General features: G+C 62.5%; 19 protein-coding genes and 6 tRNA genes. 2 read left to right on the top strand and 23 right to left on the bottom strand.

The genetic code is table 11. The annotated features are described in order from the left end of the window. Positions 1–22: 22 nt before the first annotated feature. The 12 genes from A0O30_RS01380 to leuC all read right to left on the bottom strand — a co-directional run bounded on the left by A0O30_RS01380 (position 23) and on the right by leuC (position 16,648). A complete protein-coding gene (locus A0O30_RS01380) occupies positions 23–2,812 on the bottom strand; it encodes a FimV/HubP family polar landmark protein (RefSeq protein WP_105945328.1) in 2,790 nt (929 codons plus the stop codon). Positions 2,813–2,883: 71 nt separating this feature from the next. Then, complete coding sequence (locus tag A0O30_RS01385; protein WP_105945329.1) at positions 2,884–3,888, bottom strand: aspartate-semialdehyde dehydrogenase; 1,005 nt, start codon at positions 3,886–3,888, stop codon at positions 2,884–2,886. A gap of 83 nt (positions 3,889–3,971) precedes the next feature. Further along, on the bottom strand, positions 3,972–5,444 hold the full coding sequence (locus A0O30_RS01390) for a surface lipoprotein assembly modifier (protein ID WP_105945330.1): 1,473 nt from the start codon (positions 5,442–5,444) through the stop codon (positions 3,972–3,974). Between the two features lie 92 nt (positions 5,445–5,536). Next, positions 5,537–6,295 carry a Slam-dependent surface lipoprotein gene (locus A0O30_RS01395; protein WP_105945331.1) on the bottom strand — a complete coding sequence of 253 codons (759 nt, stop codon included), beginning with the start codon at positions 6,293–6,295 and terminating at the stop codon, positions 5,537–5,539. Positions 6,296–6,377: 82 nt separating this feature from the next. Then, positions 6,378–9,512, bottom strand: coding sequence for a TonB-dependent receptor domain-containing protein (locus A0O30_RS01400; protein WP_105945332.1), 3,135 nt, complete (start codon positions 9,510–9,512; stop codon positions 6,378–6,380). Between the two features lie 109 nt (positions 9,513–9,621). Further along, the gene (locus A0O30_RS01405) at positions 9,622–10,620 is read right to left on the bottom strand and encodes a FecR domain-containing protein (RefSeq protein ID WP_256589576.1); all 999 of its coding nucleotides are present in this window, start codon (positions 10,618–10,620) and stop codon (positions 9,622–9,624) included. 65 nt (positions 10,621–10,685) lie between these two features. Then, positions 10,686–11,177, bottom strand: coding sequence for an RNA polymerase sigma factor (locus A0O30_RS01410; protein WP_105945333.1), 492 nt, complete (start codon positions 11,175–11,177; stop codon positions 10,686–10,688). A 178-nt stretch (positions 11,178–11,355) separates the two neighbouring features. Next, a complete protein-coding gene (asd, locus tag A0O30_RS01415) occupies positions 11,356–12,468 on the bottom strand; it encodes an aspartate-semialdehyde dehydrogenase (RefSeq protein WP_016715168.1) in 1,113 nt (370 codons plus the stop codon). Between the two features lie 63 nt (positions 12,469–12,531). Next, a complete protein-coding gene (leuB, locus tag A0O30_RS01420; RefSeq protein ID WP_104835290.1) occupies positions 12,532–13,614 on the bottom strand; it encodes a 3-isopropylmalate dehydrogenase in 1,083 nt (360 codons plus the stop codon). Positions 13,615–13,668: 54 nt separating this feature from the next. Further along, a complete protein-coding gene (locus tag A0O30_RS01425; RefSeq protein ID WP_105945334.1) occupies positions 13,669–14,433 on the bottom strand; it encodes a class I SAM-dependent methyltransferase in 765 nt (254 codons plus the stop codon). Positions 14,434–14,573: 140 nt separating this feature from the next. Beyond that, entirely contained in the window at positions 14,574–15,218 is a 645-nt protein-coding gene (leuD, locus tag A0O30_RS01430) for a 3-isopropylmalate dehydratase small subunit (protein ID WP_105945335.1), read from the bottom strand. Continuing rightward, positions 15,215–16,648 carry a 3-isopropylmalate dehydratase large subunit gene (gene leuC / locus A0O30_RS01435; protein ID WP_105945336.1) on the bottom strand — a complete coding sequence of 478 codons (1,434 nt, stop codon included), beginning with the start codon at positions 16,646–16,648 and terminating at the stop codon, positions 15,215–15,217. Before leuC ends, leuD begins: the two co-directional genes overlap by 4 nt. Positions 16,649–16,778: 130 nt before the next feature. Here leuC and A0O30_RS01440 point away from each other — a divergent pair, with 130 nt between their 5' ends. Both A0O30_RS01440 and A0O30_RS01445 read left to right on the top strand, forming a co-directional pair. Beyond that, positions 16,779–17,654, top strand: coding sequence for a LysR family transcriptional regulator (locus tag A0O30_RS01440; protein WP_105945351.1), 876 nt, complete (start codon positions 16,779–16,781; stop codon positions 17,652–17,654). Between the two features lie 62 nt (positions 17,655–17,716). Further along, positions 17,717–21,013, top strand: a complete 3,297-nt coding sequence (locus A0O30_RS01445; RefSeq protein WP_105945337.1) for a PAS domain S-box protein — start codon at positions 17,717–17,719, stop codon at positions 21,011–21,013. A gap of 57 nt (positions 21,014–21,070) precedes the next feature. Here the strand turns inward: A0O30_RS01445 and A0O30_RS01450 are convergent, their stop codons facing one another. From A0O30_RS01450 to A0O30_RS01500, 11 genes are all read right to left on the bottom strand, one after another. Further along, a complete protein-coding gene (locus tag A0O30_RS01450) occupies positions 21,071–21,514 on the bottom strand; it encodes an Hsp20 family protein (protein ID WP_051099848.1) in 444 nt (147 codons plus the stop codon). Positions 21,515–21,676: 162 nt separating this feature from the next. After that, the gene (locus tag A0O30_RS01455; RefSeq protein ID WP_105945338.1) at positions 21,677–22,648 is read right to left on the bottom strand and encodes a tRNA-dihydrouridine synthase; all 972 of its coding nucleotides are present in this window, start codon (positions 22,646–22,648) and stop codon (positions 21,677–21,679) included. 51 nt (positions 22,649–22,699) lie between these two features. Continuing rightward, positions 22,700–23,134, bottom strand: coding sequence for a thioesterase family protein (locus tag A0O30_RS01460; RefSeq protein ID WP_015269427.1), 435 nt, complete (start codon positions 23,132–23,134; stop codon positions 22,700–22,702). A gap of 69 nt (positions 23,135–23,203) precedes the next feature. After that, positions 23,204–24,037, bottom strand: coding sequence for an alpha/beta hydrolase (locus A0O30_RS01465; RefSeq protein WP_105945339.1), 834 nt, complete (start codon positions 24,035–24,037; stop codon positions 23,204–23,206). Between the two features lie 15 nt (positions 24,038–24,052). Next, on the bottom strand, positions 24,053–24,592 hold the full coding sequence (locus A0O30_RS01470) for a TetR/AcrR family transcriptional regulator (protein WP_016715158.1): 540 nt from the start codon (positions 24,590–24,592) through the stop codon (positions 24,053–24,055). A gap of 172 nt (positions 24,593–24,764) precedes the next feature. Continuing rightward, positions 24,765–24,840, bottom strand: a tRNA-Glu gene (locus tag A0O30_RS01475). A gap of 42 nt (positions 24,841–24,882) precedes the next feature. Further along, positions 24,883–24,958 (bottom strand) — tRNA-Ala (locus tag A0O30_RS01480). A 62-nt stretch (positions 24,959–25,020) separates the two neighbouring features. After that, positions 25,021–25,096 (bottom strand) — tRNA-Glu (locus tag A0O30_RS01485). Positions 25,097–25,138: 42 nt separating this feature from the next. Beyond that, a tRNA-Ala gene (locus A0O30_RS01490) sits at positions 25,139–25,214 on the bottom strand. Positions 25,215–25,267: 53 nt separating this feature from the next. Beyond that, a tRNA-Glu gene (locus tag A0O30_RS01495) sits at positions 25,268–25,343 on the bottom strand. A 72-nt stretch (positions 25,344–25,415) separates the two neighbouring features. Beyond that, positions 25,416–25,491 (bottom strand) — tRNA-Ala (locus tag A0O30_RS01500). Between the last annotated feature and the right edge of the window lies 1 nt (position 25,492).

Consider the following 25,492-nt stretch of genomic DNA (forward strand, 5'->3'; position numbering starts at 1 on the left):
TGCGCTTCATTTGAGGGCTATGTCAAACCAGGCGAGAGAGCATGTCCTCGGCTTCCTGGCGCTGACCGTCGTCGCCGTCCTTGACCACTTCATCAAGGATGTCGCGCGCACCCTGGCTGTCGCCCATGTCGATGTAGGCGCGGGCCAGGTCGAGCTTGGTGGCCACTTCGTCACTGCCGGAGAAGAAGTCGAAGTCCAGGTCGTCCAGTGGCGGCTCGGGATCCGGCTGCGCAACCGCGTCTTCTGCAGTGAAATGCGGCTCCAGAGAGGGCGATTCCAGGCTCTGCGACAGCTTGTCCAACTCGGCGTTCACGTCGTCGAGCTCCGAGGCAAAGCTCTTGGCTGCCGGCGAATCGTCTTCCAGCGAAAGGGACAAGTCGAAGTCCGACGGCATGTCGAAGTCGGAGGCCGGGTCGAATGCCGGCTCGCTGTCGAAAGCAGCCAGTTCGGCGGCAACATCCACCGGGGCCTCTTCAACGGCATCTGGAGCGGCCGGGGCGACCGGCTCACTGACATCAAGGTCGAAGTCAGACAGGTCCACGGCTGGCTGCGGCTCAGCCTGGTCCAGCATGGCCTCGAAATCGGCGTCAGCGTCGGCTTGCAGTTCGGCATCCACGGCAAACGGCGGTTCTTCTGGCTGAGCCTCTTCAAACGCAGGCTCATCCAGCACAGGCTCGGCAATGACCAACTCGTCAGGTACAGGCTCCTGCTGTACAGGCTCGTCCAGCAGCGGCGCGGCCAGCGGGTCTTCTTCGGGCAGGTCTTCACCCAGGCTCAAGTCGAAGGCGCTGTCCAGATCCTGCTCATCGAGGCCATGCGCTTCCAGGCCCGATACATCAAGGGTCGGTACATCATCGAAGGCATCCAGCTCGGTTTCTGGCTCGAACACGGCTTCAGGCTCCGCTTGCGCGACGACCTCTGGCTCAGCCTCCACTTGCGGCTCGAATTCAGGCACTTCTTCAGGCACCACGTCGGCAACCACTGGCGCCTCGGCCTCATCGTGCAGCAACTCCTGCACGTACTGCTCATCCATTTCGGCAGCCAGCGCCGCCGCGCCCAGGCCGGCAGCGGCCAGGCCGAGCATGGCGGGGTAACGTTCTTTCAACCCGGCGACTTCGGCAATGTTCTGCTCGCTGGCCGGCAGCTTGCGCTCCTGCTCGGCGAACGCGCTCTGGTCACCCTGGCGGGCGTACACGTCCATCAGCTTCAGGCGCAGGTCGTCACGTTCCGGCGCGCCAGCCACGGCGGGCTCCAGCAGGTCAGTGGCGCGGTTCAGGCGGCCTTCGGCCAGGCATTGGTCAACTTCCGCCAGCAGCGCGGCATGCGGGTCGGCTTGCGGTTCAGCTTCCGGCGCCGACTCGGCAGAAGGCTCAGCCACTTTTTCCGCAGCAACGGCAGCGGCGGCTGAAGCGGCGACCACGGCTGGCGACAGGGTAACGCTCGGCTCCGAAACTTCGACGCCATCGAGGCTCTCGGTATCGGTGTCGAAGCCTGTGCCCTGCTCTTCCTCCAGCGCCCGCGCCATGCGCAGGTGCTTTTCAGCTTCTTGCTGGGCTTTACGCTTGCGCGCCAGCAGCCATAACAGCAGTGCCAGCACCAGCAGGCTGGAGCCGGCAATTATGCCGATCAGCCATGGGTTGCCCAGGATCTGGTCGAGCGCGCCATTCGGCTGGCCGACAGGCGCAGGCTTGGCTGCCGGCACCGGCTTGGGCGCGGTATCGACGGCAGCCGGTGCGGGTTTGGCCGCCGGCTGGGCAGTTGCCGCCGGCTGAGCCGGTTTGGCGGCAGCGGCAGCCGTAGCCGGCGCTGCCACACCCTGGGCCTGAAGGCGGGCCAACTGGTCATTCTTCAGCTCGATCAGACGCTGCAGCTTGTCCAACTGGCTCTGCAGGTCGGACATGCGGCTTTTCAGTTCTTCGTTGTCGCGCCGGCTGGTATCCAGGCTTTCCTGGGCCACCGCCAGCTTGTCATTCAACGCCTTGGTCTGGCCGGCCTGGTTGCCCGGGCTGACCAGGCGCAAGTTGTCGCCCTGGGCGATGCGCGCCGGCGCAGCCTCGGCGGCACCACGGCGGGTAGCGTCAAGCTGGCGGGCACGCGGGCCCAGGCGCCGGCCTTCACGCCAGGCGGCATACTGCTCGGCCACTTCGCTGTTGGCCTCGCCCTGCGGAATGTTCTGGATCTGCTGCTGGTCGGGCAGGCGCAGTACCTGGCCCACCTTCAGCTGGTTGATGTTGTTGCCGATGAAGGCATCCGGGTTCAGCGCCTGGATTGCGATCATGGTCTGCTGGATCGAGCCACCCTGCGTGTTGCGCGCGGCAATCTGCCACAAGGTGTCACGGCGCTGGGTGGTGTAGCTGCTGGCACCGGTTGTGGCCGGTGTCACATTGCCTGCAGCCGGCTTGTCGCCCTGGGCCTTGGCCTGGTCAAGCAGCACGCTGTAGTCGCGCAGCAGGCGGCCTTGCGGCCACATCACCTGAACCAGGAACTTGACCACCGGCCCCGGCAGCGGCTGGCTGGAGGTAACCCGCAGCACGCTTTTACCGTTGGGGTTGATCACCGGTGTGAAGGTCAGGTCTTCGAGGTAGGTCGGAAACGCCACCCCGGCCTTGCTGAACTCTTCCGGTGGCGCCAGGCTAGGCGCCACTTCGGCGGCTTTGAGGTCGCGCACATCGAGCAATTCGATCTCGGCGTCCAGCGGCTGATTCTGTGCCGACTTCAGGGTCAGCTCCCCCAGGCCCAGCGCATTCGCCATGCCAGACGACAGCGCCGATGCTGCAGCCATGGCCAGAACCAGTTTGCGAATTCGAAGCATGACCTCTTCCCTTGTATGAATCGTCCCGAAACCTGCATGCGGAGCAGGACAAAAGTGCTCGCCAGTATCTTTTACGGCATGTGTTTAATCAACAATTGCGCCACTTGCACGGCATTGAGCGCGGCGCCTTTGCGCACGTTGTCGGTGGTCAGCCAGAGATTGAGCTGCTGGTCTTCATCAACACCGTGACGTACACGACCAACATAGACCACGTCTTGGCCCACTGCGTCACCAACCGGCGTCGGATAATCGTCACGTTCTACCAGCTCGACGCTTTCGGCTGCCTCCAGGGCTTGGTTGACCGCTTCAAGGTCGACCGGGCGACGGCTCTGCACGGCCACACTGAAGCTATCGCCGAAAAACACCGGGACTTGAACGCAGCTCACGGAAATCTTCAGCTCAGGCATGCCCAGCAGCACGCGCAACTCGTTGACCAGCCGGCGCTCCAGCGCCGTGTGGCCCTGTTCGTCGGTCGCGCCAACCTGGGCCAGCAGGTTGAAAGCCACCTGGCGGTCGAAGAAGCGCGGCTCCAGCGGCCGGGCATTGAGCAGCTCTGCCGTTTGACGGGCCAGCTCGCTGACCGCCTCACGGCCTTGTGCAGACACCGCCAGCGATGCCATTACCTGAACCCGCTCGATGTCCAGCAGGCCTTTGAGCGGTGCCAGCGCGACAGCCACGGCAACGGCGGCAGAGCACGGACTGACAATGCGTGCCGGCAGCGCCAGGCCAGCCAGGCGTTCGGCGTTGGCTTCAGGTACCAGGGCCAGGGCATCGTCCAGGCCACCGGACAGGTCAATGACGGTGCAGCCTGCTTGCAGTGCCTTGCCGGCAAAGCTGCGGCTGACTGCGGCACCTGTGGCGAAGAAGGCCAGCTTGACCTGGGCGAAGTCGAAGCTGTCCACCTCGCGCACCTTGAGCTTCTTGCCGGCGAACATCACGCTGCTGCCCGCCGACTCCATGCTGGCCAGCAGGTGCAAGGTGCCGACCGGGAACGCCAGTTCTTCGAGCACCTGTACCAGGGTTTCACCGACGCTGCCGGTGGCGCCGACGACGGCGATATCGAATGTAGGGTTCATGCTGCAGGCTGCCTCTGGCGAAACGGGAGCGGCACTTTACTCGCATTGCCCGGGCGAGGCCAACGCCGCCGATGTGCCGCCCTTCAGAACTGCTTCTCCAGCTTGAGGCTGACGCTGTTGCGTTCCCAGCTGTATAGCCAGTCGACGTTGCTGTTCACCTTGTTGTATTTGAAGGTAAGGCTGGGCACCAGGTCGTGGAAGGCCAGGCCGGGTGCGCGCACGATAAAGGTATAGCCCTGCTCTTCCTCATGGCGCCGGTCATCGAGCAAGGCGCTGTAGGCGTTGTACTGGCGGGTGCGCCAGGACGCGAACAGCACGGTGCTCAGCCCGATGTCGAAGTCCTTGGCGACGCCCAGGCGCAGGCCCCGCTGGAAGTAGGCTTCGGTGGTGTCGCGGGTGTTGCGGTCGGTGAGGTCGAAACCGCCGAACAGCACCCACTGCTGTGGCAGGGCTTGCCACAGGGTGGCGTACACGGAGGCGGCGCTGCCGTCATAGGTGTCGGCGGCCTGGCGGCGGTAGGCCATGTCCTTGTATTCGCCTTCCAGCTTGAGCATGCGCGTGGCCGAGAGGGTGTGCATCCATTCACCGCGCAGGCCCCAGGCCGAGTACATCGGGTCGCTGCCAATGCGGTTGTATTCGAACTGCGGGCCCAGGCTGTACTGGTTGCGCCCGTCCTGGTAGCTGTAACCGGCGTTGCCGATGAAGGTGTCTTCGTTGTACTTCGATTCTTTGTCGTAAGCCTGCCCATAGGCCAGCGCCCGTCCGAACACACCATGATGGCCGGACAGCGCAACGCGCTTGTTCAATGTGGCTTCGTAGTCGATGCCCTGTGCCGATACGGCCTTGGGCATCTTGCGCTCGACCAGGTACACCCCGTCGCTGGTTTCCAGGCGGTAATGGGTGGTGCTTTCCGAGGACTGGTTGAGGTTGTCGTTCCAGGTCGGGCCGACGGCCAGCGAGCCTTGCCAGCTTTCGCGGTGGTCCAGCGCCTCGACGAAGCTGTCGACGGTGTTGGCCAGGCCCTGGTTGCGCGCATCGGCCGGGCCGAGGCTTTGGCTGATCTGGCGGAAGGCTTCGGTAGATTCGCGGTCCTTGCGGTTTTCGAACAATACCCGGGCCAGTTCCAGTTGGCCGGGCAGGAAGTCGCCCTGTAGCGTCAGCAACTGTCGGTAATGAGCCTCAGCCTGATCCAGATCGCCGCGGGAGCGGGCCAGTGCGCCATCGGCGTAGGCCAACAGCATCGGATCGTGACCCGGCAGTGCAACGTAGCGGGCGCGGAACGCGGTTACATCGGCCCATTGCTGACGCTGTACCGAGACATACAGGGCGCGGCCCAGGTCGTTGAGGTTGTTCTCCACCCGGTACGCCTGGCCATCGATGACCAGCGTGGTACCGGCCATTTCGTCCTTGAGCAGTTCGCGTTCCTGGCGGTTGGCGCGGTATTCGATGCTCTGGTTCAGGCGCAGGTTGGTGTCCTGGTCGGCCTGGGTAATGGAGGGGAAGGTAAACGGGAGGTAAAGCAGCAACAGGTAATGCAGGCGTGAAGGCTGGGGCATTGCTCGGCTCTCGGGGTGCCTTGAAATAGCTGCAAGCAGGGCTGCGTGGCAACCCTGCTTGCACTTAACTGACCAGCATCAAGCAGGCCGGCTTACTGCTTCACACCGCCGAAAGCGGTGTCGTAGTTGCGATTGGCGAACTTGGCGATGCCGGCCACAGAGGCGGTAGCGCCGGCGCCGAAGAAGCTACCTTGGGTGGTACCAGTCGAAAGCTGTGCGTTGGTGGTCGGGTTGAACGCTGCCGCCGCGCCCGAGAAGGCCGCTGTCGATTTGTCGATATTCGCCGCCAGTTGGACTTTCAGCGCGCCGTTGGCCAGGTTGCCGGTAAGAGTTGGAGTGGCCGCACCGAAGGTAGCGGTCAGGTTACCCGACAACAGGTTGGCACCGGAGTAATTGCTGATGCCTTGGACAGCATAGGAAACATTCGTGGTCGGCAGTACGCGGCCAGTAGTGTCGCCGGAATAGTAGACAGCTCGGGTTGGATCATTGTTGGTACCGTTCTGCGACCATTCGCCGAAATACACTTGCTGGGTCGATACCTGTTTGAAATCAAAGTTGCCCAAGGCGGCGTGGGAGGCAGGCATCATTGCGGGCGTGATGGTGGTCACACCATTGCCATCGGTCGGAACCATGCTTTTGAGGTTGCTGAAGCCCACCTTGGTGCCGCCATAGAATGCAACCACACCAACGGATGGAGTACCCGCTTCACCGGTATGGTTGGGGGTGCTCCCAAGCGAACCACCCACCTTGATGGCATTATCATAGCTTAGCCCGGAATCACTGGCAGCTTGAGCAACACCGGCAAGACCCAGAAGAGCTACTGCGACTACCGAAACATTCAACACTTTCATTTCATGATCCTTTGATAAATTGAGAATATATCCAGCACATACAGCCAACCGCGATGCACTCACCCGTTCATGGTTATACCCCTTAAAAATTTGCAGTCAGACCGATTTTCAAAGTTCGCCCTGGCGCAGGCATTGCCGAACGTGTCAGGGGATCCAGGTAATAAAGATTGGAAAGGTTCGTACCCACCAACTCGACACTCACGTCCTTGGTAAACTTGTAATTGACATAGGCGTCATAGGTTACGATGTCATCCCAAGACAACGGGGTGTTCAGGTAATAGGTAACCATTGGGTTGCCACTGTAATTACTGTGGAACTTGCTATCATGCCCTTTGTAATAAACAACACGCCCACCCACTTCCAGACGACGATCAAAGAAGCGCGCCCCCAGCCCCAGATTGGCGGACCATTCGGGCATCGCCATGCCCACCAGATAGCCACCGATAAAACCGTCATCAACGCAGTTGGCGATACCGCCGCTGGCATCCAGTTGCATGGCTGAGTTTTCATCGCACACTTTATTCTTGAGCACATGCGCAACACTCAGGTCGGTGAAGAAACCACCGTTGTCGTAGCGACCTTGCAGTTCGATACCTGCCGTTGTCTGCTTGTCCACATTGGTGAACACCAACTGCGGACTGCGCTCGATCACGTTATCCGTGGTGTTGTGATAGTAGGTAAGCTTTACATCTGCCTGTTCACTGCCCAGCCAGCCGCTCAGGTTATGGATATACGCAACTTCATAGTTATGAGCGTGCTCTGGCTCCAACTGCCAAGGCGTCAGCGAAGCGGAAAAACCAATGGTGCTTTCAAACATACTCGGATAACGGATTGCCTCGCTGTAACGCAAGTAGAACCGGCCGTTTTCCGAGGTAAAGAACGTAGCGGAAAGATTGGGGACCCAGCCCTGGTCCTTGCGATGCTTTGCCGACGTGTCGACGGTTTGATTAACCAGATTACCGTCGCTGTCAACGTACCCCGGTGAACCGTCGTAGAAAGTGGCAGAGCAATTGTATACCTCCCCTGCCGCCGCTGCGGCGATGCAAGGATTGTTACTACGCTGGTATCGGCCCTTGCCATCGTGCTTCCAGTCAGCGATGTGCTGAGTCTCGATTTCTCGCGGCGTCTCACGCTCTACCAGCGCTATGGACTCCTGTTTCTCGGCCTCGGTGTACCCGAACAATTCCCAGAATATCTTTTGTGATTCTATGTTGGCGTTCACAGCCTCGCGCCACTCGTCCTGCGACAATTGCTTGCGCGTGTAGTACGTCACCTCTTTGCCTGTTTGTATGCTCTGTGTCGTCACGCCTGTTTCTTGTTGCCGCTCCTTGAGAAAGTCATCGAACGACCAGTACGAGGAATAGCGCCCGCCCGCAGTAAAGCGTGCAAAGGAAACCGGCTGCCAATCAAAGTTGAAGTTGTATTCCTGCTCCTCGCGACGCCCTGCCCTTGGAAAAAGTCGCGTTGCCCCAAACGTGCTCGGGTCTAACATGCCGTCACCCGAACTCAGTTTTTCATGCTGGTAGCTGCCCCCCAGCGTCAGGTCGAGACTGTCCAGCAACTTCAGCTTGTTGCTGACGGTCAGGCCTGCCCGGTCATGCTTGGCGTTGGCCACAGCGGTATTACGAAACTCGCGGTTCTGCGCCGTGGTTTCGTTGGGCACGCCACCCGAACTGTAGGTATCGCTGACAGTCCGGGTCATCCACAGGTTCGAGTAGAAATCGACCCAACGATTGTCTTCGGGATTGAGCTTGTACTCGACGTTATAGGCCTTGCTGTCCACATGGCTCAGCGGCCACTGCGGCACGCCGTAGGTCGCGGCATCATAGGTGCTACCCGGCGTGAAGAATGAAATACGCGAAGGCAGGATTTCGCCATACAACGAGTCGGTAGCGCGGTAGCCGAACTCCAGGCTCTGCCCTTCGTCAATTTTCCAGGTGGCCTTGGCCAGCCACGATTCCATCTTGCTGGAGCTGTTGGGCACTTCATCGCCCGGTTTGTAGATACGCGCCAGGTTGGGCACATAGTCCCACTTGCCGTCCACCAGTTCGCCACTGGAGTAATAACTGCTCTTGTTCTTGCCCGCGTAATGGTTGCCCTTTTCCCGATAGGCATATGCACCCATCAGGTCGAAATGCTCCTGACGCGTCCCCAGCGCCAACCGGTAAGCCTTGTCGTCGCTCGACAAAAGGTCGTTGCTGCTACTGGTGCGCGGGTGCTTGTACAGCGACGGGTCGTAGTAGGAGTTGATCGGGATGTACTGGTAATCCGCGCCGGGCATCTGCCCGGTCAACAAGGTCGGCAGCTTCGGCGAAACCGAATTGTTGCTGCCCTCGATCTTGAACTCGCCGCCGAATTCCTCGCCTTCCTTGAGGATGTCATCGACGCTCAGCGTATTGGCCACCACCGCACCACCCACGCCGCTGTAGACATTGCGCTCCAGGTTCGGCCCCTTGATGACCTTGATCGAACCGATCAGGTTGGGGTCGATGTAGTTGCGGTTGTTGGCGCCCATGTAGCCGCGATAAACGGTCAGTGCCTGTTCGGTGCCGTCGATGGTCAGCGGCACCCGGCCAGGGCCCTGAATGCCGCGTACGTTCGGGTCCAGTGCACCGCTGTTGCGGGCGTCGCCGCTGTAGACGTTGAGCATGCCCTTGAACACGTCGGCAGGGGCGGCGCCCTTGTAGCGCTCGATCTGCTCCTTGCCGGCGTAAACGGTGGAAATGTCCTGGTCGTAGATGTCGCTGTAGCCCTTCTCGTCCCGCGAACGGCCATCACGCTGGCCGTATACGTACGTTGGGTGCAGGTCATCGCTGCCGGCACTGGTAGCCGATTGCAGGTGGATCACCGGGCGGTCGGGCCCGCCGCTCAGGCTGAAGCTGACCGGCAGGCCGCTCAGCAATTGTTGCAGCGCACCTTCCAGGGAGTAACGGCCTTGCACCGGGTTGGCGTACAGGCCGTTGAAGGCATCGCCGGTCAGGTACAGCTCGGCGCCCGCCTGGCGCGCCAGCTGCAACATGGCACCTTCAAGCGCCCCGCCCTTCACATCGAACTGATGGTACTGGCCAGGCTGGCTGCGCGCGGCGGCAGCCGAGTCGGTGGCGGCCATGGCAGGCAGTGCCGCCGTGGCACCGCAGCAGGCCAACAGTGCCAGCTGAATTCCCAGGCTCAGCTTGCCACGTTGAGGGGCGAAACGCCCTGAAGCTCCCTTTGACATCGTTTCCAAGCACCCTAGCTAAAGACAAATAAGAGTTATTTGCATTCAGTAACGTGCGAAGCTGGAAAACACAGTAGAGCGATATGATCTATTAAATATATTTTTTAGATCAGTAAATCAGCAGCACACCTGGAAGCTCCAGTACCCGGGCGTGCGCCTGGCTGGCCAGTTGCCTGAGGGCGTCATCGACGTGGTCGATCCGTGCCACGGCACTCACCGGCAAGCGCCGCAGCGCTTCGCCGCGCACCACCGTCAGGCCCGCGCGATAACGGCCCAACTGCTCGGCCGCCTGAGCCAGGGTTTTCTGGCGCAGTACTAGCCTGCCCTCCTGCCAGCTGGCCAACTCCTCAGGGGATTGCTCGAGTGGCTTCAACCCGGCATGCGGGCCGAAGTACAGGCTGTCGCCTTCCTGCAATACGGCAGAAGCCGATACATCGTTCAGCCCATGGGATATCAGGTTGATCTCGACACTGTGCTGCAGCACGCCCACCCAGCCGGAGCGTTCGTCCTGATCGACCGCGACCAGGTAGCGGGTCCCGCGCGCAGTCACGGTTGCGCCTGGCGTGCTGACCGTGAATGGCCGTGGCTCCGCCTCACCTACCGGTGACGGGCTGAACACCGCCTCGCCGCGTTTCAGGTGCACAGTCCGTCGTTGCCCGTCATAGGCGATGCTGAGAATGCTGCGGCTGCCGAGCTCGACCTGGCTGCCGTCATTCAGCGTGACATGGCGTACCTCGCCATAGCCGGTCTGGTAGTCGGCGCCAAGGCCTTGCACCCAGAACGGCGGCGCCAGCCACAGCCAACAGGCCATGGCCAACCCGCTGAGCGCACCACCACTGGCCCACGGCCGTTGCCATGCAGCCTGTAGCCAACCCAACGGCCCAGCAGCACGGGCCGGCCGTGGCGGCCGCACATACCCTTGGCGCAGCGCCGCACTGGCCTGCCAGGCGCGGTCGAGGCGCTGGGCGACGGCAGCGTGCCGGGGGTCGGCTTCGAGCCAACGCCGATAGGCCGCTTGCTCGGCGGGGCCGAGGCGACCTTGACGGTGTTTCATGACCCAATCGGCGGCTTTGCGCTCGATCGGGTCAACAGGTTCTGAGGGGTTCACGGTACGGTGTTGCTGCCTGTTGGTGTTTTTCTGGTAGCCCGGCCAGGTCAGCGCTTGCGCCTGGTCTACTGGTCAGGTTCAAGCCCTCGGCCGATCCTGGCCAGCGCACTGGCCAGGTGTTTTTGTACAGAGCTGGTGGAAATCCGTAAATACTGGGCGGCCTCTTTGTGCGTCATGCCCTCCACCCGACACAGCAGGAACACGTCGCGGGTGCGCTCGGGCAGCAGCTCCAGGGTTGCGTGCAGGCGCTCAAGCTCCAGAGCCCCCAAGGCCTGGTCTTCTGGCGAACTGGCTTCATCGATCAGGCCATCAAAGATACTGGCCGGTTCGGCCTCGTAGCGCTTGCTGCCATAACGCCGATGATGGTCGATCATCAGGTTGTGGGCAACGCGGAACAGATAGGCCGGGGTGGCGAGCAGCCGCTCTACCCCGTCCATCTGCGCCAGCCGCAGGAAGGTTTCCTGGACGATGTCCGACGCCAGGGTTGGCGTGCAGTTCTTGCGCAGCAGGTAGCGGTGCAAGGCGGAGGCGTGTTCGTTGAAGAGTTGTTCCAGCACGTCAGCACTTTCCTATGCTCAGGCAAACTGGGGAACCCGATTATAATGAGAATATTTCTCGTTAATCTAGGCAATTTGCCACTGTTCCTGGCGCTGTTACAAAAAGGCTGATCCGTAATTACACCCATAAAAAAACCCGCGCTGTCGCCAGCGCGGGTTTTTAATTACAGCAGAACGATCAACGCTCCAGCAGAATCCGCAGCATGCGGCGCAGCGGTTCTGCCGCGCCCCACAGCAGCTGGTCACCCACGGTGAACGCGCCCAGGTACTGCGAACCCATGTTCAGCTTGCGCAGGCGGCCAACCGGGATGTTCAGGGTGCCGGTGACCTTGGTCGGGGTCAGTTCCTGCATGCTGATTTCACGCTGGTTCGGCACCAGCTTCACCCAAGGGTTGTGCTGGCTGATCATGCCTTCGATATCGGCCAGCGGCACGTCCTTGTTCAGCTTGATGGTCAGCGCCTGGCTGTGGCAGCGCATGGCGCCGATGCGCACGCAGATGCCGTCGACCGGGATCGGGCTCTTGAAGCGACCGAGGATCTTGTTGGTTTCGGCCTGGGCCTTCCACTCTTCGCGGCTCTGGCCGTTCGGCAGTTCCTTGTCGATCCACGGGATCAGGCTGCCCGCCAGTGGCACACCGAAGTTCTCGGTCGGGAATGCATCACCGCGCATGGTCTCGGCAACCTTGCGGTCGATATCGAGGATGGCGCTGGCCGGGTTGGCCAGGTCATCAGCCACGGCGGCGTGGGTGGCGCCCATCTGCTTGATCAGCTCGCGCATGTTCTGCGCGCCGGCACCGGAGGCTGCCTGGTAGGTCATGGCGCTCATCCATTCCACCAAACCGGCCTCGAACAGGCCGCCCAGGCCCATCAGCATCAGGCTGACGGTGCAGTTGCCGCCGATGTAGTTCTTGGTGCCCGCGTCCAGCTGCTGGTCGATGACCTTGCGGTTGACCGGGTCGAGGATGATGACCGCGTCATCCTGCATGCGCAGGGACGAAGCGGCGTCGATCCAGTAACCCTGCCAGCCGGCTTCACGCAGCTTGGGGAAGACCTCGTTGGTGTAGTCGCCGCCCTGGCAGGTCAGGATCACGTCGAGGGTCTTGAGTTCTTCAATCGAATAAGCGTCCTTGAGCGGCGCTGTATCCTTGCCCACGTTCGGGCCCTGGCCGCCAACATTGGAGGTAGTGAAGAACACCGGCTCGATAAGGTCGAAGTCCTGCTCCTCCAGCATCCGCTGCATGAGCACGGAACCGACCATACCGCGCCAACCGATCAGACCTACACGTTTCATCGCAACTACACCTTTGCTAAAAGTGGGCCGCCACCGGGAATTTGGGGTGGCGGGCCAGAGAGATTACAGATTCCGCAGCGCTGCGACTACTGCGTCGCCCATTTCCTGCGTACCAACTTTGCGGCAGCCTTGCGAATAGATGTCGCCGGTGCGCAGGCCCTGGTCCAGCACCAGGCTCACGGCCTTCTCGATCGCTTCGGCGGCAGCCGACTGATTGAAGCTGTAACGCAGCATCATCGACACCGACAGGATGGTCGCCAGCGGGTTGGCAATGCCCTGGCCTGCGATGTCCGGTGCCGAGCCGTGGCACGGCTCGTACATGCCCTTGTTGTCGGCATCCAGCGACGCCGAAGGCAGCATGCCGATGGAACCGGTGAGCATGGAAGCTTCATCCGACAGAATGTCACCAAACATGTTGTCGGTCACCATTACGTCGAACTGCTTGGGTGCACGCACCAGTTGCATGGCGGCGTTGTCGACGTACATGTGGCTCAGTTCCACATCCGGGTAGTCCTTGGCCACGTCTTCGACCACTTCACGCCACAGCTGGCTGGAAGCCAGTACGTTGGCTTTGTCTACCGAGCACAGCTTCTTGCCACGCACGCGGGCCATGTCGAAGCCGACACGGGCAATGCGGCGCACTTCGCTTTCGCTGTACGGCAGGGTGTCGTAGGCCTGGCGTTCGCCACCTTCCAGCTCGCGCTGGCCACGCGGGGCACCGAAGTAGATGCCGCCGGTCAGCTCACGGACGATGAGGATGTCCAGGCCCGAGACGATTTCCGGCTTCAGCGACGAGGCATCGGCCAGTTGCGGGTAGAGGATGGCCGGGCGCAGGTTGGCGAACAGGCCCAGCTGCGAACGGATTTTCAGCAAGCCACGCTCCGGGCGGATGTCACGCTCGATCTTGTCCCACTTCGGCCCGCCCACGGCGCCCAGCAGCACGGCATCAGCCTTGCGCGCACGCTCCAGGGTTTCGTCGGCCAGCGGCACGCCGTGTTTGTCGATGGCGGCGCCACCGATCACGTCGTGCTCCAGGCTGAAGCCGAGCTGGAACTTGTCGTTGGCCAGCTCCAGCACCTTGACCGCTTCGGCCATGATTTCCGGGCCGATACCGTCACCTGGGAGAATCAGAATCTGCTTGCTCATGCTTTCCTCTATCCATTCACGCGGTGCGGCCAAACGGGCCCCACCGAAAAGTGCTTAACGCTCGGCCCACAGCACCAGCACATCGGTGCTGAACGAGCCATCGGCCTCGATCTGGTAATACTGCCGTACTTCTTCGCCCATGGCTTGCTGCAATTGGCGGATGGTCACGCGCATTGGCTCGGGGGTGCGCATGCGCTCCACCCAGCTGCCGAACTCCAGGCGCAAGGGCTGGCGGGTGTGACTGCGCACATGCAGGCCAGCCTCGCTGACCTGACGCTGCCATTCGGCGGCGGAGTAGTCACGGACATGGCTGGTGTCGCGCAGCACTTCGACGGTTTGCAGGTAGGTATCGAGCAGCGGGCTGCCCGGTGACATCACATCAATGAACGCTGCCACGCCACCCGGCTTTAGTACCCGGCGCACCTCGCGCAGGGCCAGGCCCAGGTCGCTCCAGTGGTGGGCCGAGTAGCGGCTGAAGACGAATTCGAACGAGGCATCGGCGAACGGCAGGCGTTCGGCGGCACCGCGCTCGGTGGTGATATTGGCCAGGCCGCGCTCGGCGGCGGCACTGGCGACCACGTCGAGCATGGATTGCGACAGGTCGTAGGCGACCACTTCGGCAACCAGCGGGGCGACGTGGAAACTGACATGACCGGCACCGCAGCCCAGGTCCAGCACGCGGGCATTGCCCTGCCCTGCCAGCTCGGCCTGCAACAGGGCAAATTCACTGCCCTGGGCATGCACGGCGCTGCTGAGGTAGGCGCTGGCCTGTTCGCCGAACTGGCGTTGGACCACATCGGTGTGCTGGGTGCTGGTCATGTCTCAATCCTTATGTTTTTTGCTGCCTGTACCGGCCTCTTCGCGGCTAAAGCCGCTCCTACAAAGAGCGCGTATCCAGGTAGGAGCGGCTTTAGCCGCGAAGAGGCCGGCATTGGCAGTGCAAATGCCGGCTATATCACTCAGGCATCCCGGAACAGCCAAGGCTGCCCGGCGCGGTGCTTGCCTTCGAAGGCCTTGATCGCATCGCTGTCCTGCAGGGTCAGGCCGATGTCGTCCAGGCCGTTGAGCAGGCAGTGCTTGCGGAACGCATCGATCTCGAACTGCAGCACCTTGCCGTCCGGGCGGGTCACCGCCTGCGCTTGCAGGTCGATGGTCAGCTGGTAGCCCGGGTTGGCTTCGACCTGCTTGAACAACTCGTCCACTTCTTCATCGCTGAGGATGATCGGCAGCAAGCCGTTCTTAAAGCTGTTGTTGAAGAAGATGTCGGCAAAGCTCGGCGCGATGATGCTGCGGAAACCGTACTCGTCCAGCGCCCAAGGTGCGTGCTCACGGCTGGAGCCGCAACCGAAGTTCTCCCGCGCCAGCAGCACGCTGGCACCCTGGTAGCGTTCGTGGTTGAGCACGAACTCCTGGTTCACCGGGCGCTTGCTGTTGTCCTGGTAGGGCTGGCCCACGTCCAGGTAACGCCATTCGTCGAACAGGTTAGGGCCAAAGCCGGTGCGCTTGATCGACTTCAAAAACTGCTTGGGGATGATCTGGTCGGTGTCGACGTTGGCACGGTCCAACGGCGCGACGAGGCCAGTGTGCTGGGTAAAGGCTTTCATGCTGCGCTCCCTTGGATCAACTCGCGGACATCGATGAAGTGGCCGGCTACCGCAGCGGCGGCGGCCATGGCCGGGCTGACCAGGTGGGTACGGCCACCGGCGCCCTGACGGCCTTCGAAGTTGCGGTTGGAGGTGGACGCGCAATGCTCGCCGCTCTCCAGGCGGTCCGGGTTCATCGCCAGGCACATCGAGCAGCCTGGTTCACGCCATTCGAAACCGGCTTCGAGGAAGATCTTGTCCAGGCCTTCACGCTCGGCCTGCGCCTTGACCAGGCCCGAGCCCGGCACGACGATGGCTTGCTTGACGGTCGCGGCCACCTTGCGGCCCTTGGCGATCTCCGCCGCGGCACGCAGGTCTTCGATACGCGAGTTGGTGCACGAACCGATGAACACGCGGTCCAGCTGGATGTCGGTGATCGCCTGGTTGGCGGTCAGGCCCATGTACTTCAAGGCGCGCTCGATCGAACCACGCTTGACCAGGTCGGCTTCGGCAGCCGGGTCCGGTACACGCTGGTCTACGGCCAACACCATCTCGGGCGAGGTGCCCCAGCTGACTTGCGGCTTGATCTGGCTGGCATCCAGCTCGACCACGGTGTCGAATACGGCGTCGTCATCCGACACCAGGTCTTTCCACGATTCGACTGCCTGCTTCCATTGCTCGCCCTTCGGCGCGTACGGGCGGCCTTCGACATAGGCAACGGTGGTGGCGTCGGTCGCCACCAGGCCCACACGGGCACCGGCTTCGATGGACATGTTGCAGATGGTCATGCGGCCTTCCATCGACAACTCGCGAATGGCGCTACCCGCGAATTCCATGGCGTGGCCGTTGCCACCGGCGGTGCCGATCTTGCCGATCACGGCCAGCACGATGTCCTTGGCGGTTACGCCGGCCGGCAATTGGCCTTCCACGCGCACCAGCATGTTCTTCATCTTCTTGGCGACCAGGCACTGGGTGGCGAGCACGTGCTCGACTTCAGAGGTGCCGATGCCATGGGCCAGGGCACCGAAGGCGCCGTGGGTGGAGGTGTGCGAGTCGCCGCAGACCACAGTCATGCCGGGCAAGGTGGCACCCTGCTCCGGGCTGATGACGTGAACGATGCCCTGGCGCTCGTCGTTCATCTTGAATTCGACGATGCCGTATTCGTCACAGTTTTCGTCGAGGGTCTGCACCTGCAGGCGCGACACCTGGTCGACGATGGCCTCGATACCGCCCTTGCGCTCTGGCGTGGTCGGCACGTTGTGGTCGGGCGTGGCGATGTTGGCGTCGATGCGCCACGGTTTGCGGTTGGCCAGGCGCAGGCCTTCGAAGGCCTGGGGCGACGTCACTTCGTGAATGATGTGGCGGTCGATGTAGATCAAGGACGAGCCGTCATCACGGCGCTTGACCTCATGGGCTTCCCAGAGTTTGTCGTAGAGCGTTTTGCCAGCCATCAGACTGTTCCTCATCAGCGTCTTTCTATGCCAAAGACCCCTTGGCTTGTACGGACGATGCTATGGGGTTAGATTGAATAACTCAAATTCATAATTTTTATCCTTTGGATAACCAAGAGGAATGCAACCCTTGGACCTGGCCAACCTCAGCGCCTTCATCGCCATTGCCGAAACCGGCAGCTTCTCCGGGGCGGCTGAACGCCTGTTCCTGACCCAGCCCGCCATCAGCAAGCGCATCGCCGGGCTGGAGCAGCAGCTGGATGTGCGCCTGTTCGACCGCCTGGGCCGCGAGGTCACCCTGACCGAGGCCGGACGCGCCCTGCTGCCCCGGGCCTACCAGATCCTCAACGTCCTTGATGATACCCGACGTGCGCTGACCAATTTGTCGGGGGAAGTGAGCGGTCGCCTCACCCTGGCCACCAGCCACCACATCGGCCTGCACCGCCTGCCCCCGCTATTACGGGCGTTCACCCGCCAGTACCCGGCCGTGGCGCTGGATATTCAGTTTCTCGATTCAGAACAGGCCTACGACGAGATTCTGCATGGCCGCGCCGAAATCGCCGTGATCACCCTGGCGCCCGAGCCGCATCACCTGGTCAAGGCAGTGCCCGTGTGGGACGACGCCCTGGATTTTGTCGCCGCCCCCGAGCACCCGCTGGCCAACAATGCGGTCGGCCTGGCCGATGTGGCCCGTCACCCGGCGGTTTTCCCCGGCGGCAACACCTTTACCCACCACATCGTCCAGCGCCTGTTCGAAAGCCAGGGCCTCACGCCGAACATCGCCATGAGCACCAACTACCTGGAAACCATCAAGATGATGGTGTCGATCGGCCTGGCCTGGAGCGTGCTGCCGCGCACCATGCTCGACGAACAGGTTGCACCCATCGCTTTGCCCGGCATACAGCTGTCGCGCCAGCTAGGCTACATTTTGCACACGGAGCGTACGCTATCGAACGCGGCCAGGGCATTCATGGCCCTGCTCGACAGCCACGCGGGGCCCGCCTGACCGGCCGTCAGCCAGGTATTTCCGAATCCAAGGACGCGTCATACGCCAAAGGTCTGGTACCGATGCCCAAATCAGCAAACCGCTTTTTGCGCCTGCCGCGTATTCCTGCGGCCGACCCCCAGGAGTCCGAACAGGCCTGGCAGAACGCCCCACAACTGCTGGCCGCGCTGAACGGCGCCCGGTTGGGGGCATGGCTGTGGGATATTGAAAGCGGCCGTGTCAGCTGGTCACGGGGCACCCAGGCCCTGTTCGGCTTCGACCCGCAGCGCCCGCTGCCTGCCGATGTCGACTACCTCGACCTGCTGCCCGAAGAAGACCGCGCCCGCACGCGCCAGGTGTTCCAGGCGGTGTTCAACGGCGAGCCGGTGGAACAGGCCATGCGTCATCGCATCCGCTGGCCGGACGGCAGCCTGCACTGGCTGGAGATTAACGGCAGCCTGACCCACGACCCGCATGGCCGGCCGCAGATGATCGGGGTAATCCGCGAAATCACCCGCCAGCGCGAGCGGGAAACCGCGCTGATCAATTCGGAAAAGCGCTTCGCCACGCTGTTCCACCTCAGCCCCAACGCCATTTTGCTCACCCGCCGCCACGACGGCATGATTTTCGAGGTCAACCAGCACTTCGAAGACATGTTCGGCTGGCCTGGCAGCCAGGTGATCGGCAAGACCAGCCTGGAGCTGGGCCTGTGGGTCAACCCCGAACAACGCCACCAGGTGATGGAGTCAACCCGCGCCAACGGCGGCCCATTGATCATGGAGGTGCAGTTCCGCGCCACCAGCGGCAAGGTGCATGACGGCATCCTCTGCACTCAGGGCATCGAACTGGAAGGCGTGACCTTTCTGATCAGCACCTTCGTCGACACCACCGAGCGCAAGCGCGCCGAGCAGGCCCTGAAGGACAGCCAGGAGCGCCTGGACCTGGCCCTGGATTCGGCGCAGCTGGGCACCTGGGACTGGCATATCCCCAGCGGCATGCTCTACGGCTCTGCCCGGGCCGCGCAGTTGCACGGCCTACCGCCCATCCCCTTTCATGAATCGTTCGATGCCTTTTTCGAGGGGGTACCGGAGCAGGAGCGCAACTCGATGCGCCAGGCCTACCGCAGCCTGCGCGAAGGGCCCGCCGGCAACTACCAGATCACTTACCGGGTGCAACTGGAAAACGGCATTTCGCGCTATATCGAAAGCCGCGCACGCCTGTACCGCGACGAACAAGGCAACCCGCTGCGCATGGCCGGCACCCTGCTCGACATCACCGACCAGGTGGAGCGCGAACAGCGCCTGAGCGCCTCGGAAGAGAAGTTCGCCAGCCTGTTCCAGGTCAGCCCCGACCCGATCTGCGTCACTCGCCAGGACACCGGCCAGTTCATCGAGATCAACCCGGCGTTCACCCAGACCTTCGGCTGGGGCAGCGAGCAGGTGCTTGGCCGCACCGCAGAGGAAATCGGCCTGTGGGCCGAGTCCATCGAGCGTGCGCAACGCATCGAGCGGGTGATCCGCGAACAGGCCCTGAGCAACGTCGCCGTGGTGGTCAACCACCGCAATGGCGCCCCCCTGACGTGCGTGATTTCCAGCCGCCTGATCACCGTCGATGACCAGCCGTGCAGCGTGACCACCCTGCGCGACATTACCCAGCAGCAACGCGCCGAAGCCGCACTGAAGTCCAGCGAGGAGAAGTTCGCCAAGGCCTTCCACTCCAGCCCCGACGCCATCACCATCACCGAACGCCATAGCGGACGCTACCTGGAAATCAACGATGGCTTCTGCCGCCTGACGGGTTACAGCGCAGCCGAAGTAGTCGGCCACACGGTGTACGAGATCGGTATCTGGGCGGACGACAAGCAGCGCAGCGCGCTGCTGGCCGAGTTACGCGAGCGCGGCCGCGTGCATCACCGGGAAATGCTCGGGCGCAACAAGCGCGGCGATATCCTTACCGTGGAAGTCTCGGTCGAGCCGATCACCCTCAACGAGGTGGACTGCCTGCTGCTGACCGCCCGTGACGTCAGCCAGCTGAAGAATGCCCAGGCGCAGATTCGCCACCTGGCCTACCACGACCCGCTGACCAACCTGCCCAACCGCGCCCTGCTGATGGACCGCCTGAGCCAGCAGATCGCCCTGCTCAAGCGCCACAACTTGCGCGGCGCCCTGCTGTTCCTCGACCTCGACCACTTCAAGCACATCAACGACTCGCTGGGCCATCCGGTGGGCGACACGGTGCTGAAGATCATCACCGCCCGCCTGGAGGCCAGCGTGCGCCTGGAAGACACCGTGGCGCGGCTGGGGGGCGACGAGTTCGTGGTACTGCTCAGCGGCCTGGAAGGCAGCCGCGAACTGGTCGAGGAAAAAGTGCGCGAACTGGCCGACACCCTGCGCGAACTGCTGGCCGAACCGATGTCGCTGGATGGCCAGCGGCTGCAGGTAACGCCCAGTATCGGCGTGGCGCTGATCCCTGACCACGGCGCTACCCCGGCCGATTTGCTCAAGCGTGCCGACATTGCCCTGTACCGGGCCAAGGACTCCGGGCGTAACACCACCCAGCTGTTCCACACCACCATGCAGAAGGCCGCCAGCGAGCGCTTGCGCATGGAAAACGACCTGCGCCTGGCCTTGGCCCGTGGCGAACTGGCCCTGCACTTCCAGCCCCAGGTGGATGCCCGCGACAACCGCATCGTCGGGGCTGAAGTGCTGCTGCGCTGGCACCACCCGCAACTGGGTCAGCAACCACCCGGGCAGTTTATCCAGGTGCTGGAGGAAAGCGGCCTGATTCTGGAAGTTGGCAGCTGGATCCTCGATGAAGCGTGCGATGCTTGCGCACGCATGCTGACCGACGGGCTGATCGACGCGGATGATTTCAGCCTGTGCGTGAACATCAGCCCGCGGCAGTTCCGTCAGAACGACTTTGTCGGGCGCGTGCTGCGCAGCCTGGACGACTATCGCCTGCCTCGGCACATGCTCAAGCTGGAAATCACCGAAGGCATCGTGATCCAGAACCTGGAAGACACCATCAGCAAAATGCGCGAACTCAAGCGCTTCGGGGTGAGCTTTGCCATGGATGACTTTGGCACCGGTTATTCCTCACTCACCTACCTCAAGCGCCTGCCGGTGGATGCGCTGAAGATCGACCAGACCTTCGTGCGCGACGCGCCGGTCGACCCCAACGACGCGGAAATCGTGCGCGCCATCGTTGCCATGGCCCGCAGCCTGGACCTGGCCGTGATTGCCGAGGGGGTAGAACTGACCGAACAGCTGGAATTCCTCGAACGGCTGGGCTGCCACTTGTACCAGGGTTACCTGCACAGCCGGCCATTGCCGTTGCCGGAGTTTCGGCAGATGTTGCTGGAGGCGCCGGCGGGTTACTGATCCGGCCTGCAAACGCAAGAAGGGCACCCGAGGGTGCCCTTCTTCACTGCAGCGCGATCAGTTCAGCGCTGGCTTGTCGCCATTGATCGGGATGCGCTTGGCCTTGGCTTCTTCAGGCACGATGCGCAGCAGGTCGATGCTGAGCAGGCCATTGGCCAGGCCGGCGGCCTTCACTTCGATATGGTCGGCCAGGCGGAACGACAGCTTGAAGGCGCGTTGCGCGATACCCTGGTGCAGGTAGGTCACTTCAGCGGCGCCATTGTCGCGCTTGCCACCGGTCACGGTCAGGACGCCTTTTTCGACTTGCAGGTCGAGGTCCTGCTCCTGGAAACCGGCTGCGGCAACCACGATGCGATAGTGGTCATCGCCATGCTTTTCCACGTTGTAGGGCGGGTAGCTGCTACCGGCCTCGTTACGTGCCGCAGATTCGAACAGGTCGTTGAAACGGTCGAAACCTACGGAATGGCGGAACAGGGGTGCGAGAGAGAAAGCGGTGGTCATGGTGATAAACTCCTGAGATTCAGCAAGTAAGTCATTACGCGACCCGACTTCGGCATCGCGTACTCAAGAGATATGGCCGGGGGAAATGCTTTCAAGGGGCAAGTAGAAAAAATCTGAAATCAGTGCCGCCCTTTTCGCGGGCACGCCCGCGAAAGGGCCGAATCAGGCAACGCAAGCCTCGAAGGACGCAGCCTCAACCCCCAGCAACCGGCTGATCCGCGCGCAATCATCCTCCCGCCGCAACTCGGCAAACAGCACCACCGCCTCCGGGTAACTGCGCGTCAGCATCGCCAACCACTGCTTCATCCGCCCCGGCGCATAGCGCGGCGACAGCTTGTGCTGCGCCTGACGCCAGAACTCGCGCAGCAACGGCAGCAAATCGTCCCAGCTCATCGGCTGATAATCGCGCCCGTCACGCGCGGCCGCAATCTGCAGACCCAGGTCGGGACGCGATACCAGCCCACGGCCCAGCATGATGTCTTCGGCCCCACTGACCTCACGGCAACGCCGCCAGTCATCGACAGTCCAGATCTCGCCATTGGCGAACACCGGCACCTTCACCACATCCTGCACCCGCGCCACCCACTCCCAGTGCGCCGGCGGTTTGTAGCCTTCGACCTTGGTCCGTGCATGCACCACCAGGTGCGCCGAGCCGCCTTCGGCCAGCGCCGTGGCACACTCCAGTGCACCATCAGGGCTGTCGAAGCCCAGGCGCATCTTCGAGGTCACCGGGATATCTGCCGGCACGGCACGGCGCACTTCGCGCACGATGGCGTGCAGCAGTTCCGGCTCCTTGAGCAGCACGGCACCACCCCGCGACTTGTTCACGGTCTTGGCCGGGCAGCCAAAGTTCAGGTCGATCACCGGCGCGCCCAGCTCGCAGGCCAGCGCGGCGTTTTCCGCCAGACATACCGGGTCCGAACCCAGCAACTGCACACGCATGGGCACCCCGGCAGCCGTGCGCGCGCCCTGGCGCAGCTCGGGCGCCAGCTTGTCGAACGAAGAAGGCGGCAGCAGGCGGTCGCACACACGAATGAACTCGGTGACGCACCAGTCGATGCCGCCCACGCGGGTCAGTACGTCGCGCAGGATGTTGTCGACCAGCCCCTCCATGGGGGCCAGGGCAATTTGCATGTCGGGGTCTCGGCGGAAAAAGCTGGCAGTCTAACAAAAATTGCCGGGGTTTCAGGCGCCGATCAGCGCCGGGCCGTAACCGTCAAGGAATTCTGCCGGCATGCGTTTGGGCTTACCGCTGGACAGCTCGATGCAGGCGAAGGTGGTTTGCGCACGCAGCAGGGTCACGCCGTCACGCGGGCGCTTGAGCTGGAAACGGCGGGTCATGCGCAGGCGCTGGTCCCAATCGATGATCCAGGTGGCCAGTTGCAGTTCATCGTCCTCGTAGGCGGCGGCCAGGTAGTCGATTTCGTGACGCACTACCGCCATGGCGCGGTCTAGCCGACGGTATTCGGCCAGGTCCAGGCCCAGACGCTGGGAGTGGCGCCAGGCGCAGCGCTCCAGCCAGGTGACGTACACCGCGTTATTGGCGTGGCCGAGGCCATCAATGTCCTCGCTGCCGACGCGCAGGTCGATGACGAAGGGTGTTGCCAGGTCCCAGCTCATGTTCGCTTCCTTGGCGGAAAAAGTGAATTTAGCCGTGACGAGTGAGGGAATGTCCAGCCCTGCTGCCACTCAGGCGCTTTGACGCGCCGGTGCAGCAGCGCGGGCGAGCAATTCGAGCACTGCCTCACCCAGCCGCGGGTCGGACAGTACACGCTGATGCCCACCCGCCTCCAGCAGCATCAGGCGGCTGTCGAACCACGCTTTATGGATAACCTGAGCCTCATCGGCGGCCACCAAGGCGTCATCAGCGGCATGCACCACCAGCCCCGGCAACTCCAGCTGATAACCGGTCACATCCAGCCGGGCTATCTGCATCCCCACATCCCGCTCAATCTGCCGAATGAACGCCGCCCGCGCCCGTGCCGGAAGCCCCAGGCGATGAGCAAAACCACGCAACACACCCAACAGCCGCGCCGGGGCCGCAATGCTGACCGCAGCCTCTGTACGCAGCCCCATCTGCAAGGCCAGCAACACACTGGCACCGCCCATGGAATGGCCAATGACCGCACGCAGCGGCGGCAGCTCGGCGGCGGCCTCCAGCAGGGCCCGGGCAAACAGCACCACATTGGCCTGCTCGCCAGGCGAACGCCCATGCCCCGGCCCCTCCAGTGACACCACCGTGTGCCCGGCCTGGACCAAGGTTTCGATCAACGCAGCAAACTGGGTCGGGCGCCCTTCCCAACCGTGCATCAGCAGCACGGTCGGCCCATTACCCCAGCGCAGGGCCGACAAGCCGAAGCGCAGGGTAATGCGCTCGGCACTGGCCAACACGGGCAACTCCCAATCCCGCGGCGGCAAGTTGCGCGGCGTCATGAAGGCACGGCGCATCCTGCCCGCGACATGCTCGGGGGCCAGGCGGCCCAGGGTGCCATTGACACCACGAATCCAGCTCAGGGTAGTCATTGCCATGCTCCAGGGTTAAAGCACCGCCGATTTGGCGGCGCGCAGAATGCGGTCTGACAACTCGCTGGTACCCAGGGCGCGGGCCAGGGCCAGGCCACCGACCATCAACGCCAGATCGGCCAAGGCTTTGTCGGCATCCTCGGGGCGATCGACCATGGCAGCGGTCATCAGCTCGATGTGTTCGGCCAACACCTCACGGAAGACTTCCGGCAAGCGCTGCATCTCGCCCAGCGAATTAGGCAGCGGGCAGGCGTGCACTTCGGCATCCCGGTGTTTGCGCGACAGGTAGAAGGCACTGGCCAGCGCACGCCGCCCCGCACCATCGAGACTGGGGTCGATCTGGGCGAGCAAGGCGCGGCGCTCACCCAACAGCTGGCGGAACGCCTCTAGCATCAGCTCGTCCTTACTGTCGAAGTGGGCATAAAAACCACCGACGGTCAGGCCTGCGGCGCCCATTACCTGGCTAACGCTGGGCTCGGCCGGGCCGTGCTGGATCAGCGCACTGCGTGCGGCTTCCAGAATGCGTTCGCGGGTTTTGCTCTTCTTGTCGCTCATCTGAACATTCGCCGGACAAAATATGATGATCGAAATATTATTCTCATAATATTTTTTGGCAAGCAGAATTTCTCGCCGCCTGTCGGTTACGAATTTTTCGGGAGGGAGAAAAACAAAAGGCCCATTCAATAATCGAATGAGCCTTAAAGGTCCCGCAAAACGCGGGTAAAAATGGCGTCCCCTAGGGGACTCGAACCCCTGTTACCGCCGTGAAAGGGCGGTGTCCTAGGCCACTAGACGAAGGGGACGTAACCTTCGCGAAGATCCACTTGCGTGAACCCTGGCAGAAATGGTGGAGCTAAGCGGGATCGAACCGCTGACCTCCTGCATGCCATGCAGGCGCTCTCCCAGCTGAGCTATAGCCCCGAAACAAAAGACTCATCAATAAACGACGAGCCTTTTTAAGCCCTGCAAAACGCAGGAAAAAGTGGCGTCCCCTAGGGGACTCGAACCCCTGTTACCGCCGTGAAAGGGCGGTGTCCTAGGCCACTAGACGAAGGGGACGTAACCTTCGTGCCGATCCGCTTGTGCGAACCGCGGCAAAATTGGTGGAGCTAAGCGGGATCGAACCGCTGACCTCCTGCATGCCATGCAGGCGCTCTCCCAGCTGAGCTATAGCCCCGGATTTTTAGCCTCGCGGCCCAGCGACATCGTGAAACATCGCTTGTGCAAAACTGGCGTCCCCTAGGGGACTCGAACCCCTGTTACCGCCGTGAAAGGGCGGTGTCCTAGGCCACTAGACGAAGGGGACGAACCTTCTTACCTTCAAGACCCGGTTGCTGGACCCGGTCTTGCTCGACAGCCTTGGCTGCCAAGCGGAATTTGGTGGAGCTAAGCGGGATCGAACCGCTGACCTCCTGCATGCCATGCAGGCGCTCTCCCAGCTGAGCTATAGCCCCA

Origin of the sequence: Pseudomonas sp. LLC-1 (assembly GCF_002992185.1) — a bacterium.
Taxonomy (GTDB): domain Bacteria; phylum Pseudomonadota; class Gammaproteobacteria; order Pseudomonadales; family Pseudomonadaceae; genus Aquipseudomonas; species Aquipseudomonas monteilii.

Bases quoted from the DNA above. Each gene is read 5' to 3' on its own strand.
- A0O30_RS01380 (WP_105945328.1), bottom strand. From the start codon at position 2,812: ATGCTTCGAATTCGCAAACTGGTTCTGGCCATGGCTGCAGCATCGGCG.
- A0O30_RS01385 (WP_105945329.1), bottom strand. From the start codon at position 3,888: ATGAACCCTACATTCGATATCGCCGTCGTCGGCGCCACCGGCAGCGTC.
- A0O30_RS01390 (WP_105945330.1), bottom strand. From the start codon at position 5,444: ATGCCCCAGCCTTCACGCCTGCATTACCTGTTGCTGCTTTACCTCCCG.
- A0O30_RS01395 (WP_105945331.1), bottom strand. From the start codon at position 6,295: ATGAAAGTGTTGAATGTTTCGGTAGTCGCAGTAGCTCTTCTGGGTCTT.
- A0O30_RS01400 (WP_105945332.1), bottom strand. From the start codon at position 9,512: ATGTCAAAGGGAGCTTCAGGGCGTTTCGCCCCTCAACGTGGCAAGCTG.
- asd (WP_016715168.1), bottom strand. From the start codon at position 12,468: ATGAAACGTGTAGGTCTGATCGGTTGGCGCGGTATGGTCGGTTCCGTG.
- leuB (WP_104835290.1), bottom strand. From the start codon at position 13,614: ATGAGCAAGCAGATTCTGATTCTCCCAGGTGACGGTATCGGCCCGGAA.
- A0O30_RS01425 (WP_105945334.1), bottom strand. From the start codon at position 14,433: ATGACCAGCACCCAGCACACCGATGTGGTCCAACGCCAGTTCGGCGAA.
- leuD (WP_105945335.1), bottom strand. From the start codon at position 15,218: ATGAAAGCCTTTACCCAGCACACTGGCCTCGTCGCGCCGTTGGACCGT.
- leuC (WP_105945336.1), bottom strand. From the start codon at position 16,648: ATGGCTGGCAAAACGCTCTACGACAAACTCTGGGAAGCCCATGAGGTC.
- A0O30_RS01445 (WP_105945337.1), top strand. From the start codon at position 17,717: ATGCCCAAATCAGCAAACCGCTTTTTGCGCCTGCCGCGTATTCCTGCG.
- A0O30_RS01450 (WP_051099848.1), bottom strand. From the start codon at position 21,514: ATGACCACCGCTTTCTCTCTCGCACCCCTGTTCCGCCATTCCGTAGGT.
- A0O30_RS01455 (WP_105945338.1), bottom strand. From the start codon at position 22,648: ATGCAAATTGCCCTGGCCCCCATGGAGGGGCTGGTCGACAACATCCTG.
- A0O30_RS01460 (WP_015269427.1), bottom strand. From the start codon at position 23,134: ATGAGCTGGGACCTGGCAACACCCTTCGTCATCGACCTGCGCGTCGGC.
- A0O30_RS01465 (WP_105945339.1), bottom strand. From the start codon at position 24,037: ATGACTACCCTGAGCTGGATTCGTGGTGTCAATGGCACCCTGGGCCGC.
- A0O30_RS01470 (WP_016715158.1), bottom strand. From the start codon at position 24,592: ATGAGCGACAAGAAGAGCAAAACCCGCGAACGCATTCTGGAAGCCGCA.